General features: G+C 71.2%; 14 protein-coding genes and 2 pseudogenes. 8 read left to right on the forward strand and 8 right to left on the reverse strand.

Features of this window, described 5'->3' with window-relative positions:
- Positions 1 to 90: pseudogene (locus ABZ714_RS27010) on the reverse strand (electron transfer flavoprotein subunit beta); the annotation flags it as partial.
- A 426-nt stretch (positions 91 to 516) separates the two neighbouring features.
- Between ABZ714_RS27010 and ABZ714_RS27015 the strand changes: the two are divergent.
- On the forward strand, positions 517 to 1,239 hold the full coding sequence (locus ABZ714_RS27015) for a lysophospholipid acyltransferase family protein (protein ID WP_358827944.1): 723 nt from the start codon (positions 517 to 519) through the stop codon (positions 1,237 to 1,239).
- A gap of 69 nt (positions 1,240 to 1,308) precedes the next feature.
- Here the strand turns inward: ABZ714_RS27015 and ABZ714_RS27020 are convergent, their stop codons facing one another.
- From ABZ714_RS27020 to ABZ714_RS27040, 5 genes are all read right to left on the reverse strand, one after another.
- Complete coding sequence (locus ABZ714_RS27020) at positions 1,309 to 2,004, reverse strand: phenylalanine--tRNA ligase beta subunit-related protein (protein WP_358827945.1); 696 nt, start codon at positions 2,002 to 2,004, stop codon at positions 1,309 to 1,311.
- An 11-nt stretch (positions 2,005 to 2,015) separates the two neighbouring features.
- On the reverse strand, positions 2,016 to 2,594 hold the full coding sequence (locus ABZ714_RS27025) for a transglutaminase domain-containing protein (RefSeq protein WP_358827946.1): 579 nt from the start codon (positions 2,592 to 2,594) through the stop codon (positions 2,016 to 2,018).
- Positions 2,595 to 2,678: 84 nt separating this feature from the next.
- Complete coding sequence (locus tag ABZ714_RS27030) at positions 2,679 to 3,767, reverse strand: low specificity L-threonine aldolase (RefSeq protein ID WP_358827947.1); 1,089 nt, start codon at positions 3,765 to 3,767, stop codon at positions 2,679 to 2,681.
- Positions 3,746 to 4,498 carry an SDR family NAD(P)-dependent oxidoreductase gene (locus ABZ714_RS27035; protein ID WP_358827990.1) on the reverse strand — a complete coding sequence of 251 codons (753 nt, stop codon included), beginning with the start codon at positions 4,496 to 4,498 and terminating at the stop codon, positions 3,746 to 3,748. Before ABZ714_RS27035 ends, ABZ714_RS27030 begins: the two co-directional genes overlap by 22 nt.
- Positions 4,499 to 4,524: 26 nt before the next feature.
- Positions 4,525 to 5,940, reverse strand: a complete 1,416-nt coding sequence (locus tag ABZ714_RS27040) for a DUF6421 family protein (RefSeq protein ID WP_358827948.1) — start codon at positions 5,938 to 5,940, stop codon at positions 4,525 to 4,527.
- Between the two features lie 328 nt (positions 5,941 to 6,268).
- Between ABZ714_RS27040 and ABZ714_RS27045 the strand changes: the two genes are divergently transcribed.
- Positions 6,269 to 6,919, forward strand: coding sequence for a glycerophosphodiester phosphodiesterase family protein (locus ABZ714_RS27045; protein WP_358827991.1), 651 nt, complete (start codon positions 6,269 to 6,271; stop codon positions 6,917 to 6,919).
- Positions 6,920 to 6,954: 35 nt separating this feature from the next.
- On the opposite strand, the gene ABZ714_RS27050 is transcribed toward ABZ714_RS27045, so the two are convergent.
- Complete coding sequence (locus ABZ714_RS27050) at positions 6,955 to 7,515, reverse strand: GNAT family N-acetyltransferase (RefSeq protein WP_358827949.1); 561 nt, start codon at positions 7,513 to 7,515, stop codon at positions 6,955 to 6,957.
- Between the two features lie 224 nt (positions 7,516 to 7,739).
- Between ABZ714_RS27050 and ABZ714_RS27055 the strand changes: the two genes are divergently transcribed.
- From ABZ714_RS27055 to ABZ714_RS27065, 3 genes are all read left to right on the forward strand, one after another.
- On the forward strand, positions 7,740 to 8,675 hold the full coding sequence (locus tag ABZ714_RS27055; RefSeq protein ID WP_358827950.1) for a M56 family metallopeptidase: 936 nt from the start codon (positions 7,740 to 7,742) through the stop codon (positions 8,673 to 8,675).
- A gap of 147 nt (positions 8,676 to 8,822) precedes the next feature.
- Positions 8,823 to 9,554, forward strand: a complete 732-nt coding sequence (locus tag ABZ714_RS27060; protein ID WP_358827951.1) for a phosphatase PAP2 family protein — start codon at positions 8,823 to 8,825, stop codon at positions 9,552 to 9,554.
- A gap of 150 nt (positions 9,555 to 9,704) precedes the next feature.
- Positions 9,705 to 10,325, forward strand: coding sequence for a helix-turn-helix domain-containing protein (locus tag ABZ714_RS27065; RefSeq protein WP_358827952.1), 621 nt, complete (start codon positions 9,705 to 9,707; stop codon positions 10,323 to 10,325).
- Positions 10,326 to 10,408: 83 nt separating this feature from the next.
- Here the strand turns inward: ABZ714_RS27065 and ABZ714_RS27070 are convergent, their stop codons facing one another.
- On the reverse strand, positions 10,409 to 11,869 hold the full coding sequence (locus tag ABZ714_RS27070; protein WP_358827992.1) for a hypothetical protein: 1,461 nt from the start codon (positions 11,867 to 11,869) through the stop codon (positions 10,409 to 10,411).
- 244 nt (positions 11,870 to 12,113) lie between these two features.
- On the opposite strand from ABZ714_RS27070, the gene ABZ714_RS27075 reads away from it, so the two are divergent.
- From ABZ714_RS27075 to ABZ714_RS27085, 3 genes and pseudogenes are all read left to right on the forward strand, one after another.
- Positions 12,114 to 12,851: a DUF305 domain-containing protein gene (locus ABZ714_RS27075; RefSeq protein ID WP_358827953.1), complete on the forward strand. Its 738-nt coding sequence runs from the start codon at positions 12,114 to 12,116 to the stop codon at positions 12,849 to 12,851.
- A 131-nt stretch (positions 12,852 to 12,982) separates the two neighbouring features.
- Positions 12,983 to 13,154 (forward strand): annotated as a pseudogene (locus ABZ714_RS27080) (NADP oxidoreductase); the annotation flags it as partial.
- A 143-nt stretch (positions 13,155 to 13,297) separates the two neighbouring features.
- Complete coding sequence (locus ABZ714_RS27085; RefSeq protein ID WP_358827954.1) at positions 13,298 to 14,383, forward strand: exo-alpha-sialidase; 1,086 nt, start codon at positions 13,298 to 13,300, stop codon at positions 14,381 to 14,383.
- Positions 14,384 to 14,418: the final 35 nt, after the last annotated feature.

Genomic DNA, 14,418 nt, shown 5'->3' on the forward strand with positions numbered 1-14,418 from the left:
CTCACGATCCACCGTCAGATCATCCGCGAACCCCCGATCACCACTCGCATCGGGCACATACTTCACACAGACAACGATCCTCAAGCTCACGACGGCTCTCCTACGTGCAGTGGCCAATTCCGTGGTGTCCCCGGTCAGCCGGGGGGTTCGTCCCGCGAGGCAGCATATGTGCCCGCGGCCGGGGTAGCCGGTCTTCGGCGACCGACGCCCCGAGGCAGATATTACTCACCAGTACGTATCTCACCCTACCCCTGAGCAAGCGCTTGGAACTGTGACCTTGCCGACGCCGTACGGAGTGGACCGAACCGCCCGCGCCGCCCCGCCGCGTGAGGCGCCGAGGCCGTATGAGTCAATGGGCGGGAAGCGGGGCGTGACGAGAATCTCGCGCTCCGGACACGCCGGGACTGGTCAGACCGGCGCGTATGGGGCACGATCTGCCCAGCACCGAAAAACCTACGGATGCGTAACTTCCACCGGGAGAACCCTCCCCGGGTACGACAGAAGGGTCATCTCCCGATGGCTGAGCTCGTCTACCGGCCGATCGTCGGCGCCGCCCGCACCATGTTCAAGGCGCTCGATCTGAAGATCGACACCCAGGGAGCGCACCACATCCCGCAGACCGGCGGGGCCGTCCTGGTCAGCAATCACATCGGCTATCTGGACTTCATCTTCTCCGGTCTGGCCGCACTGCCCCAGAAGCGTCTGGTGCGTTTCATGGCGAAGGAGTCGGTCTTCCGGCACCGGGTCGGCGGCCCCCTGATGCGGGGCATGAAGCACATTCCGGTGGACCGGCAGAAGGGCGAGGCGGCGTATCAGCACGCGCTGGACGCCCTCCGCTCGGGCGAGATCATCGGGGTCTTCCCGGAGGCCACCATCTCCCAGTCGTTCACCCTGAAGTCGTTCAAGTCCGGTGCGGCCCGGCTGGCGCAGGAGGCGGGTGTCCCGCTGATCCCGATGGCTCTGTGGGGTACGCAGCGGCTCTGGACGAAGGGCCGTCCGCGCAATCTGCGGCGCAGCCACATCCCGATCACCATCCGGGTGGGCGAGCCGATGGAGGCCCCGGCCGACCAGTACGCGGGAGCCATCACCCGGCGGCTGCGGGAGCGGGTCCAGGAGCTGCTGGAGGCGGCGCAGCGGGCCTATCCCGTACGGCCCAAGGACGCGTCGGACACCTGGTGGGTACCGGCCCATCTGGGTGGTACGGCCCCGTCCCCGGCGGAGCTTCGCGAGGCGCGCTGACGCCGCGCGGCAGAGACATCCGGGTGCGCCCGGTCCGGCGACGGGTTCGCCGGGCCGGGCGCGCCGCGTTCAGCGGCCGGGTTCGCGGACGGTGATCCGGGCGCCGGGGCTGACCTTCGCCAGGGATTCGGCGAGTTCGGCGCCCGCCGCCGCCAGTTCGGCGGTGGTCATCGGGTCCAGCGATTCCAGCAGGAAGACGGCGTCGACGGTGTCCTCGGTGAGCCGGGTCCGGGGACCCTGGCGCCAGTTCCAGCGGCGGCAGGTGACGCCCTGGTCGTCGCACCAGACGACCTCGCCGGGTTCGGGGTGTTCGACGGTCTCGGCGCCCGCGGCGACGGTGGTGAACGGTTCGTCGCCGACGGCGCGGACCAGCCGCATCGAGCCGCTGATCCGGTCGAGGTCCTCGCCGCCGACCGGGATCAGATGCGCGACGCTGATCGCGTTGTAGACGTCGACCAGGCGGTTGATCCTGGGGAGTCCGCCGTCCGCGAGGGCGCGCTTGGCCAGCGCCTCGGCGGAGTTACGGGTCCGGGAGGGCTTGGCGCCGAAGGCGGTGTACACCTCGCGCCAGGCGGCCATATGGGGGTCTTCGTGGGGCGCTTGGCCGCCGAGGCGTTCGATGAGGCGGCGGGCGGCTTCGTCGAGCAGGGCGGAGCTGTGGTCGTCACTCGGCCCGTTGACCAGTCCGTGCGCCTCGATCGCGAGATGGGTGAAGCCGGGCGCGAGGGCGGAGACCTCGTCGGAGACGGTGAGCGTGAGCGCCATGCGGTTCCTCGTCACAGTGCGGTGGGGAGCGTCCTACAGAGGGTTTCCCGGTCGGGCGCGGCTTTGAGGGCGGCGAGCACCACCGGATGCGGTGCAGCATACAGGACTGGATAGTCCATCTCATTGGACTCGGGGTCGACCGGAAAGGCCAGCCGCTCCTCGTCGAGGGAGAACCGGGCGTCGACGCCGGGCTTGTTGCCGCGCGGATCGATCCGGGACCACCGGTCGCGTCCGGGCAGGCGCAGGGCGACGAGTCCGTGCACCACACCGAGGTTCTGATAGCAGAGGGCGGCCGGTATCCCCTCGGCCCGCAACAGGGCGGCGAGGGCGTGCGCCTTGGCGTAGCAGATGCCGGTACGGGCTTCGAGCACATCGGAGGCGCGCCAGGTCACCCGGGGGTCGTCGGCGTCGATGGAGTGCGTGACGGCGTCCCGGACGAACTCGAAGGCGGCTCGGGCGTATGCGTATGCGCCGGGGTTCTCACCGCGCAGCCGCCCGGCGGCGGCACGGACCGCGGGATGGTCGTGGTCGACGGCTTCATCGGCGGCCAGATAGGCGGAGATGCCGGCCGTCCGCTGGACGAGTTCCATACGGGGGACGATAAAGCGGGCGGCCGACCGGAGTCCAATGACTTTCCGGTCAGCCGCATAATTATACGATGGGGAGGGGGCGCCTCAGCGCGCCAGCTCCTCCTTGAGCGCCTGGACGAAGGAGTCGACGTCGTCCTCGGTGGTGTCCCAGGAGCACATCCAGCGGACGTCGCCCGCCGCCTCGTCCCAGAAGTAGAACCGGAAGCGGCGCTGGAGCCGCAGGCTGACCTCGCGCGGAAGCCGGGCGAAGACCGCGTTGGCCTGGACCGGGTAGAGGATCTCGACCCCGTCGGCCTGGCGGACGCCGTCGGCGAGCCGCCGGGCCATCGTGTTGGCGTGCCGGGCGTTGCGCAGCCACAGATCGCGGGCGAGCAGCGCCTCGAACTGTACGGAGACGAACCGCATCTTGGAGGCGAGCTGCATGGACAGCTTCCGCAGATGCTTCATATGGCTGACGGCGTCCGGGTCGAGGACGACGACGGCCTCGCCGAGCATCATCCCGTTCTTGGTGCCGCCGAAGGAGAGCACATCGACACCGACGGCGTTGGTGAAGGTCCGCATGGGGACGTCCAGGGACGCCGCCGCGTTGGCTATCCGGGCGCCGTCGAGATGGACCTTCATCCCCCGCTCGTGGGCGTGCTCCACGATCGCCCGGATCTCCTCCGGGGTGTAGACCGTGCCCAGTTCGGTGTTCTGGGTGATCGACACGACCTGGGGCATCGCCCGGTGCTCGTCCTCCCAGCCCCAGGCCTGCCGGTCGATCAGCTCGGGGGTGAGCTTGCCGTCCGGGGTCTGGACCGTGAGCAGCTTCAGTCCGCCCATCCGCTCGGGCGCGCCGCCCTCGTCGACCTGGATATGGGCGGTGTCGGCGCAGATCACGGCGCCCCAGCGGTCGGTCATGGCCTGGAGCGCCGTGACGTTGGCGCCGGTGCCGTTGAAGACCGGGAACGCCTCGGCCGCGGGGCCGAAGTGGCTGTGCATGATCCGCTGGAGGTGTTCGGTGTACTCGTCCTCGCCGTAGGCGACCTGGTGGCCGCCGTTGGCGAGGGCGATGGCGGCGAGTACCTCGGGGTGGATCCCGGCGTAGTTGTCGCTGGCGAAGCCGCGTACGCCGGGGTCGTGGTGGCGCCTGGCGGCCGTCGGGGAGGTCTTCACGGGCGGGGCGTCAGCCACAGGCGCTGTCCATTCACATCACTGGCGGACCGGTCCCAGACCCCGGTGATGGCATCGGCCAGTTCCGTGACGTCCGTGAAGCCCGCGAACTTCGCGTTCGGGCGCTCGGCGCGCATGGCGTCGTGCACCAGAGCCTTGACCACCAGGATCGCAGCCGCGGCCCGGGGGCCGTCCTCGCCCCCGGCCTTGCGGAAGGCGTCGGCGAGGGCCAGGGTCCATGCCTCGGCGGCGGCCTTGGAGGCGGCGTAGGCGGCGTTGCCCGCGGTGGGGGCGCTCGCCCCGGCGGCGCTGATCAGCAGATACCGGCCGCGGTCGCTCCGGAGCAGTCCGTCGTGGAAGGCGAGGGAGGTGTGCTGGACGGTACGGATCAGCAGCCGTTCCAGCTGGTCCCAGTCGGCGAGGCTGGTCTCGGCGAAGGAGGGGCTGCCGCGCCAGCCGCCGACGAGGTGGACCAGGCCGTCGATCCGGCCGAATTCGCGCTCGGTCTTCTCGGCCCATTCCCGGGTGGCGTCGAGGTCGAGCAGGTCGACGGTGTCACCGGTGACGGTGGCGCCGCCGTGGGCGTAGCGGGCGGCGTCGACGGCGGAGGCGAGCCGCTCGGGGTCGGCGTCGGCCCCGACGACGGTCGCTCCGGCCTCGGCCAGCCGCAGCAGGGCGGCGCGCCCGGCGGGGCCGGCCGCTCCGGCGACCGCGACGACGGCACCTTCCAGCGGGCCGTTGGAGTTCTTCATCCCGGTCGCCTCCTCGATGCGATGGGTCACGCGGCTGCTCCGGAAGCGGTGCCGTCGGCCACCGGGCCGTTCGCGGTGATGCCCCGGGTGGTGGCGATCACCTTCTTGAGCTTCTTGGACAGCGCCTCATAGAACATGCTGAGCGGAAACTCGTCCGGAAGCACGTCGTCCACCAGCTTGCGGGGCGGCTGGGAGAGGTCCAGCGCCTCGGGGCCCTTGGCCCAGCGGGAGCCGGGGTGCGGGGCGAGGTAGCGGGAGACCAGCTCGTACGCGGCGAACCAGTGGACCAGCTTGGGCCGGTCGATGCCGTCGCGGTAGAGCTGCTCGATGTCGGCGCAGAGCTGGTTGGTGACCTGCGGCGCCCGCTCCCAGTCGATCTTGAGGGTGTTGTCGGTCCAGCGGACCACGTCGTGCTGGTGGAGGTAGGCGAAGAGGAGCTGGCCGCCGAGCCCGTCGTAGTTGCGGACCCGCTCGCCGGTGACCGGGAAGCGGAACATCCGGTCGAAGAGTACGGCGTACTGCACGTCACGGCCCTGCGGGAAGCCGTCGGCCTCCAGGCGTACGGCCTCCTTGAAGGCGGTCAGGTCGCACCGCAGCTCCTCCAGGCCGTACATCCAGAACGGCTGGCGCTGCTTGATCATGAACGGGTCGAACGGCAGGTCGCCGTGGCTGTGGGTGCGGTCGTGGACCATGTCCCAGAGGACGAACGCCTCCTGGCAGCGCTGCTGGTCACCGACCATGTCCCGGATGTCCTCGGGCAGCTCCAGGCCGAGCACGGCGACGGCCTCGGTGGTCACGGCGCGGAAGCGGGCGGCCTCGCGGTCGCAGAAGATGCCGCCCCAGGTGAAGCGCTCAGGGGCCTCGCGGACGGCGATGGTCTCGGGGAAGAGGACCGCGGAGTTGGTGTCGTACCCGGCGGTGAAGTCCTCGAAGGTGATCCCGCAGAAGAGGGGGTTGTCGTAGCGGGTGCGCTCCAGCTCGGCCAGCCACTCGGGCCACACCATGCGCAGGACGACGGCCTCCAGATTGCGGTCCGGGTTGCCGTTCTGGGTGTACATGGGGAAGACCACGAGGTGCTGGAGGCCGTCGGCCCGGCCGGCGGCCGGGTGGAAGGCCAGCAGGGAGTCGAGGAAGTCCGGCACCGCGAAGGCGTCGTCGGCCCACTTGCGGAGATCGGCGACCAGGGCCCGGTGGTAGTCGGCGTCGTGCGGCAGCAGCGGGGAGAGCTCCCCGACGGCCCCGGCGACCCGCTCCACGACCGCCTCGGCCTCGGCGCGGGCGGGGGCGCCCTCGGCGTCGAAGTCGATCGAGCCGTCCTTGGACTGCCAGGGCCGGATCTCCTCGACGGCGCTCTTGAGCCGCGTCCAGGCCGGGTGGTCCACCACCCGGCCGGCAGTGGATATGGCCGCCCCGGCGGCGTCCTGCACAAGAATTTCCGTCATGTCACTTCCTCCACGGGAGAACCTCGCGTCAAGACACCGTATCCAGGGGTCCTTCTTCGAGACAAGTGAGCCCTATGGAAATTATCCTGCGCACCTTCATGAAAACCGAAAGGTTTACGGTCCGCGACCCCGGGCACGGCGACTTCCCTCGGCGTGATCACCCACAGGAGCGGTCCCCCGCACTCGTCCGTGCACGGACGGTTCCCTCCTGGGTACGGAACATTAGGCTGCGCCCTGCCGGGCGGCGTCCTCGGGCAGCCGCGCGGCATCCGCCGTCGACGGAAGCGAGAGAATCTTGACGTTCCTCACCATCGGTCATCGCGGGGTCATGGGCGTGGCGCCGGAGAACACCCTGCGCTCCTTCATCCGGGCGGAACAGTCCGGTATGGACGCCATCGAACTGGATCTGCATCTGAGCAAGGACGGCGCGCTCGTGGTCATGCACGACGCGGACGTGGACCGTACGACCGACGGGAGCGGGCCCGTCGCGGAGAAGACCCTCGCCGAGCTGAGGGAGCTGAACGCGGGCGACGGGGAACGGGTACCGGTCTTCGACGAGGTCGTCGAAGCGGTACGGACCCCGCTCCAGGCCGAGATCAAGGACGTGGCGGCGGCCCGGATTCTCGCCGACGTACTGCTCCGCCGCGATCTGGCCGGGCGGGTCACCGTCTCCTCCTTCCACGACGACGCGGTGGCCGAGATCGCGGCGCTGGTCCCGGGGGTGCGGACCGTGCTGATCGCCGGCCGCTGGGGCGGCGACATCGTGGACCGGGCGAAGGCGGTGGGCGCGCACTGGCTGGCCCTCGACATCCGCCGGCTGACCCTGGAGACCACGGAACGGGCCCACGCCGAGGGCCTGCGGGTACTGGGCTGGGTGGTCAACACCCAGGCCCAGCTCCGGCTGGCCCGCGCGCTCGAACTCGACGGGGTCACCACCGACTTCCCCGAGATCCGCCGCACCGGCCGGTTCACGGCCTAGAAGTCCGCCAGGGGGCGGCCCGGGATCGCGAGGGTTCAGCCGAGGGGCTTGACCAGCCGTTCGAAGACGAGGTCGGGGCGGCGCGGGAGGCCGAAGCGCTCATTGCCGTACGGGAAGGGCGACAGCTCTCCCGTACGGCGATAGCCCCGCCGCTCGTACCAGGAGATCAGGTCGTTCCGCAGGGAGATCACCGTCATCTCCATCGCGACCACGCCCCACTCCCGGTGCGCCAGCCGCTCCGCCTCGGCGATGACCACCCGGCCGACCCCGCCGCCCTGGAGGCCGGGGCGGACCGCGAAGAGTCCGAAGTAGGCGGTGTCACCGCGCCGTTCGAGCTGGAAGCAGGAGACGATCCCGTCGTCCGCCGCGCCGGTCACGGTCACCAGCCGGCTGTCGTCGCGCGCCATCACGTCCCGGATGCCGTCCGCGTCGATCCGCTGTCCGCCGAGGATGTCCGCCTCGGTGGTCCAGCCCCGCTCCACCCCGTCGCCGCCCCGGTACGCGGCCTGGATCAGCGCGGCCAGTTCGGGGACGTCGTCCGGCCGGGCGTCCCGGAAGGTCAGATCACCGGGGGTGCGCGGCGGTGCGGTGCTCATGGGAACGGTCTCTCCCGTCTCGACGGCCGCGGCCGGGACCGGTCGCGCGGGTGCCGGACAGCGTACGCGGCGCGACCCCCGGCGGCATACGGGGCGGTGCCGCCGCGGGACGGCCCCCGGAGCGGGCCGGAAGACCGCCGGGAGGTCCGGGAAAGTCCGTGGCGTGCGTCACTTTGCCGTCCGGGACGAGCCACCGGGACACCGGGCCCTCATAGGCTGAACCCATGATGGTCTCCCTCGTGCTGCTGTCGCTCGGCGCGCTGGCCGCCGTCGTGGCGCCCCGTCTGGTGGCGCGGGCCGACTGGCCGGAGCGGGAACCCATCGTGGCGCTCTGGGTGTGGCAGTGCGTGGTGGCGGCGGTACTGCTGTCGTTCACGCTCTCGATGACCTTCAGCGCGGCGGCGGCCTGGCAGCTGGTCCGGGGGCGGGTCTTCGCCCCGGCTCCGCAGGCCGTGGTGGAGGCGTACGCCCTGGGTACGGGCGGCCCGTGGGCCGCCGTACTCGCGGTACTGCTGGCCTGCGGCGGGCTCTGGTCGGCCGCGATGCTGACCCGGGAGATCCGGGGCGCCCGCGCCCAGCGGCGACGGCGCCGCCGCGAGTTGCGGGTGCGCTCCCCGCTGCTGCCCGGCGAGGAGACCGAGGGCGAACGGCTGGTGGTGCTGGAGGGCGACCGGCCCGGCGCCTGGTGGCTGCCCGGGGCCGCGCCCCAACTGGTCATCACCACGGCCGCGCTGCGCAGGCTGAAGGGCCGTCAGCTCGATGCCGTACTGGCACACGAGCAGGGCCACGCCCGGGCCCGGCACGACTGGCTGCTGCATGTCTCGGGGGCGCTGGCGACCGGGTTCCCGCAGATCCCGGTCTTCGCGGCGTTCCGGGACGAGATGCACCGGCTGGTGGAGCTGTCGGCCGACGATATGGCCTCCAAGCGGTTCGGACGGCTGACGATCGCCCTGGCCCTGGTGGAACTGAACGAGGAACGCGGGGTGTTCGGGCCCTGCCCGCCGCAGCACGACCATCTCCCCCAGCGGGTGAACCGGCTGCTGGCCGCGACGCCCCGGCTGGCCCCGGTCCGGCGGCTCCGGCTGACGGCCGCCGCCGCGCTGGTGCCGGTCGTCCCGGTCCTGGTCGCCTTCGTCCCCGCCCTGCGCGCCCTGAGCTGACGGCCCCTTCGCGCCATCGGCGGACCGGCCGGCGGCGGGGGCGCGGACGCGCCGTCCGGGTGGCGTACCGGCCGAGTCGCGGGCGGGTGTGACGAATTCCGTACGACGGGATGGCCGTAGCCGTCTCCTACCGGGAAGATCATCCCCATGCCTTCCCCCGGAACCGTTCCCCCCGGCCCCGGCCCTTCGGTCCTCCCCCGTCCGCCCGAGCCACCACGGTTCGGCGGCACCGCCCGCGCCGGGCTCGCGCTGCTCGCGCTCTCGGCGCTGGTGCTGTGGCCGGTCGCCGCCGCCTGGTCGCCGTTGATCGACTTCGACCGGTCGGTGGCCGAGTCGCTGCACCGGCGGGCCGTCACCGAACCCGGCCTCGTCCACGCCAATCGCATCCTCACCGACTGGGTCTGGGACCCCTGGACCATGCGGCTGCTGACCGCCGTGGTGGTGGTCTGGCTCTGTTGGCGGCGGGCGTGGCCGGTCGCGCTCTGGCTGGCGGCCACGGTCGCTCTCGGCACCGTGCTCCAGCAGTCGGTCAAGGCGGCGGTGGACCGGGATCGGCCGGTCTGGCCCGACCCCGTCGACTCGGCGCACTACGCGTCCTATCCCTCCGGTCACGCGATGACGGCGGCCGTGGTCCTGGTGGTGATGGCGTGGCTGCTGCGCCGGTACGGGACCCGGGGCCGGGCGTGGGCGGCAGCCGTGGCCGTGGTCGCGGTCTCCGTCGTCGGGGTGGGTCTGACCCGGCTCTATCTCGGGGTGCACTGGCCCAGTGACGTACTCGGCGGCTGGCTGACGGGGGCGGGCTGGGCGCTGCTCGCGACCGCGGCCTGTCCCTGGTTCGAGCGGCGGTTCGGGTCTCCGGAGGACCCCGAACGGAAGTGATCCCGGTATCGCGGCGAGCACGGCGGCCGGACCGGGCGATCCCCCGCGTCGCCCGGTCCGGCCCCCGCTCCCGCCGTAGCCGGCCTGACGGCCGGACGAGGGGCCGCGCTGAGTATATTGGCCGGGAGCCAGTCAACGCAGGAGTCCAGGATGAGCCCCCGGAGCGCATCGGTCAATGAAGAACTGCGCAGGCGTTCGCGCGAGCGGCTCCTCCAGGCGGCGGTCGACCTGGTCGGCGAGCGGGGATACGAGACCACGACCCTGGCCGACATCGCGGACCGGGCGGGCGCGGCCCGCGGTCTGGTCTCGTACTACTTTCCGGGCAAGCGCCAGCTCCTCCAGTCGGCCGTACACCGGTTGATGCACCGCACGCTGGACGAGGCGCTGCACCGGGAGCCCCGGACGGACGACGGGCGCGAGCTGCTGGCCCGGGCCATCGACGCCGTCATCGGCCTGGCGGTGCACCGGCCGGTACTGATGCGGGCGCATATGTCCGGGGTGCTGCAGGCGGAGGGGTTCGTCCAGTGTCCCGAGCAGCAGCGGCTGGCGGCGCTGTTGCGCGGCACGGTGGAGCGGTACGGGTCGACGGCGGCGGCCGCCGACTATCCGCTGCTGCGGGCCCAGCTGATGGGCGCGGTCTTCGCGATCGTGCTGCCGGGCGCGCCGATGGCGCCCGAGTTGTTGCGGTCCGAGCTGTTCCAGCGGTACGGGCTGGAGTGGGAACTCGGTGTCCCGCCGGGTGCGCTGCCGCCCCGGCGGGACACCCCCTGACCTTTGAGCGACCGCCGGGGCCGTACCGTGTCATGGCCTTCGGCCGGTGACTACGGTCGTCCGCGGAGATCGTCCGTCAGGGGTTAGTCGTCGTCGTCATCGTCATCGTCGTGGCGGTCGAAGTAGTCCGGCTGCGTCTGGACGTTCAGCTCGTGCAGCCGCACCTTCTTCGCCGGGTCGGTCCGCCTGTCGTTGATCTTCAGGACGTCCAGGCCCTTCGCCATGTCGTTCGAGTAGACGTATCCGTTGTAGTAGTACGCCGACCAGGTGCCGCCGCCGACCAGGGTGTCGACGGAGAGCGGGCCGCGCTCGAAGTAGCCGATCTCCTTCGGCTTCGACGAGTCGGTGAAGTCCCAGAAGGAGACACCGCCCTGGTACCAGGACTGGACCATGATGTCGCGGCCCTTCACCGGGATGACGGACCCGTTGTGGGCCACGCAGTTCTCGGTGGCGGCCTGGTGCCGCGGGATCTTGTAGTAGCTGCGGAAGACCAGCTTGCGCTTGTCGCCCTTGCCGACGAGGTCGTAGATGCCGTTGGCACCCCGGTCGGGACCGATCTCCGCGTTGCAGGTGGCGGCGCCGCCGCCGCCCAGCTCGTCGGTGAAGACGACCTTGTCGGTGTCCTGGTTGAAGGTCGCCGAGTGCCAGAACGCGAAGTTCACATTGTCCTGGACCTGATCGATGACCTTGGGCTTCTCCGGATCCTTGATGGAGAAGAGGATGCCGTCACCCATGCAGGCGCCGGCCGCCAGGTCCTTCGACGGGAGAACCGTGATGTCGTGGCAGCCGGTCGTCTTGGAGACGCCCGGGTTGGTCGGACCACCGGGGTTGCCGCCGCCGTCGGGGCCGCTGCCGGGGAAGAGCACCGGGAAGCCGATGACCTTCGCCGCCTCGGGCGCCTTGCGGGGCACCTTGATGATGGAGATGCCGTCGTGCGGCGGCTGGCAGTCGGGGAAGGCCGCGTTCGGCGAGTACGAGGAGACGTACACGTAGATGTTGCGGCGCTCCGGTACCAGGGTGTGGGTGTGGGAGCCGCAGGCGGTCTCGACGGCGGCGACGTACTTCGGGTTGCGCTTGTCGCTGATGTCGAAGATCTTCACGCCCTCCCACGAGTCCTTGACCGTGGCCGACTGCGACTTGCTGCTGCACGAGTTGTCGCTGCGGGACGAGTCGGTGGACAGGAAGAGCAGGTCGCCCTCGACGGAGATGTCGTTCTGGCTGCCGGGACACAACACCTGCGAGACGGTCTTCGGGGACCGCGGGTTGGAGATGTCGTAGACGGTGAAGCCGTCGTAGTTGCCCGCGAAGACGTACTTGCCCTGGAAGGCGAGGTCCGAGTTGGTACCCCGGAGGGTGTCCTTCGGGATGTTCGCCAGATGCTGGACGTTGGCGCTGTGGACGATCTCGTCCACGCCGGGTATCTCGCCGCCGGCGATGGCGGCACGGGCCTCGGCCTCCTGGCTGTTGGTGGCCTCCTTCTTGACCGGGGCGTCCCCGGGGTCCGGTGTGGCTGCGGCGGGTGCCGCCGTCAGCAGCGCGGCCATCAGCCCGGCCGCGGCTGCCGCCACGCCCAGACGTCTGCGCCGTACGCGCGCGGTGCGGAACAGGGTCACTGCGTCCTCCCTCGTCTCCGTTCGGATCGAACGGTTCACACACCACGGAAGTATTGTGCCTAGCATGCGCATTTCAATAGATGGCAACACACCCGTCACGAAAGTTTTTGATCATTGACTCGGGGAACTGTTCGAAACGACCCCCCTCGTCCCCAAGTGCCCCCAGGAGGTCCCCGTGTTGAACCACCGCCCGGCAGCGCGTTTCCGCAGATCCGCCGCCCTGACCCTGGCCGCCCTGGTCGGTGCGCTCACCCTCAGCGCCTGCGAGTCCGGCGGTTCGGACGGCCACGGCGGATCCGAACACCACAGTAAGAAGGCGGACTCCGCGAAGACCGCCTCCCCCTCGGTCACCGCGACCGGCTCCGTGGTCGCTCCGGGCAAACCGGGCGAACCCGCGAAGACCCTGACACCCGAGCAGGCCGCGAAGGCTCTGCCGGACGACAGCCCCAACTCCGCCGACTTCAGCTATGCGGAGATGATGATCGAGCATCACGCCCAGGCGCTCACCATGACCGCCCTGGTACCGGACCGCGCCTCGTCCACGCAGGTCAAGCGGTTGTCCGAGCGGATATCCGCCGCGCAGAAACCGGAGATCGCGGCGATGGAGGGCTGGTTGAAGCGGTTCGCCGCCCAGAAGCCGAAGGACGGCGGACACGGTGACGGGCACGGCGGACACGAAACGGCCGACGGTATGCCGGGGATGGCCACCGACGCCCAGTTGGCGCAGTTGAAGGCGGCGAAGGGGACGGCCTTCGACGAGCTGTTCCTCAAGCTGATGATCACTCACCACGACGGTGCGGTGACCATGGCCGCCGACGCGCTCTCGGACGGGCGGAACACCCTGATCCAGGAGATGGCCAATGACGTCATCTCCCAGCAGTCGGCGGAGATCGGGCGGATGCGGAAGATGTGATCCGGCGCGGGCGGCCCGGCCCGGAGGGGACGACGGCCGCCCGGCCCGGCGGACGAGAGGCGGGGCGCGCCCCGGAGGCATCCTCCGGGTGCGGGAGCCTCCCCGGGCCCGGCCCCCGGTGTGCTGGAAGCCCCTACGGACCGGTGCGCTACGGGGTCGCCCCCGACCACGAGAAGATCAAGTCGCTCCGGCACAACCTGCGGACACGCCCTAGGCCCGGAGCGGCTGCCGGAGCTGTACCACGCGGTCGTGTACTGCGTGGGCGCCGCCCGGGACAGGCGGCTCGGCATCCCCGGCCGGGATGGAGCCGACGGGGCTCGGCGGGCCCCCGGCACGTTCTCGGCCGCACCCCGGCTGACCTGCGATTACGCCGCTGCGGAGGCCGCTGTCGGTGGCGGGGTGCACACTGGCCCGTATCCATGACGAAGGTGTCGGGAGGAGCGGGCATGTCCGAGGTGCTGCTGGTCGTGGGAACGCGGAAAGGGCTGTTCACGGGGAGCCGCCGGGGCGGCCGGTGGGAGCTGTCCGGGCCGCACTTCCCGGCCCAGGCGGTGTACGCGGCGGCGATCGACACCCGTGGTCCCGTCCCGAGACTGCTGGCGGGCTGCGACAGCCCGCACTGGGGTCCGTCGGTCTTCCACTCCGACGACCTGGGCGCGAGCTGGGTGGAGCCGGACCGGCCGGCGGTGGCGTTCCCCCAGGACACCGGGGCGTCGCTGGAGCGGGTGTGGCAGCTCCATCCGGCCACCGGCGGCGACCCCTCGGTGGTGTACGCGGGGACCGAGCCCGCGGCGCTGTTCCGCTCGGCGGACCGGGGGGAGAGCTTCGAGCTGGTACGCCCCCTGTGGGAGCATCCGACCCGGTCGCGCTGGGAGCCCGGCGGCGGCGGGGAGGCGGTGCACACCGTCGTCACGGACCGCCGCGACCCGTCGGCCGTGACGGTCGCCGTCTCGACGGCCGGGGTCTTCAGATCCCGGGACGGCGGGGCGAGCTGGGATCCGTCGAACGACGGGGTGTCCGCGGTCTTCCTGCCAGATCCGCACCCCGAGTTCGGCCAGTGCGTGCACAAGATCGCCCAGGACGCGGGCGATCTCGACCGGCTCTATCTCCAGAACCACTGGGGCGTGTACCGCAGCGACGACGCGGGCGGGCACTGGACGGACATCGGGGCCGGGCTGCCGTCCGACTTCGGTTTCGCCGTCGCCGCCCATCCGCACCGGCCCGACACCGCCTATGTCTTTCCCATCACCGCGGACGGCGACCGGGTCCCGGCGGACCGCCGCTGCCGGGTCTTCCGCACCTCGGACGCGGGCGCGAGCTGGGAGGGCCTGTCGGCCGGGCTGCCCGACGGGGACCACTTCGGGACCGTGCTCCGGGACGCCCTGCGCACCGACGACGCCGACCCGGCCGGGGTGTACTTCGGCAACCGGAACGGCGAGCTGTACGCGAGCGCCGACGACGGCGACAGCTGGCGGCAGATCGCCGCCCATCTGCCGGACGTGCTCTGTGTGAGGGCGGCGGTCGTGGGCTGAGGACGATCCGGGCGCACCCCGGAGACGAGTGGCCA

The sequence above is a fragment of the Streptomyces sp. NPDC006798 genome (assembly GCF_040635975.1).
GTDB lineage: Bacteria > Actinomycetota > Actinomycetes > Streptomycetales > Streptomycetaceae > Streptomyces.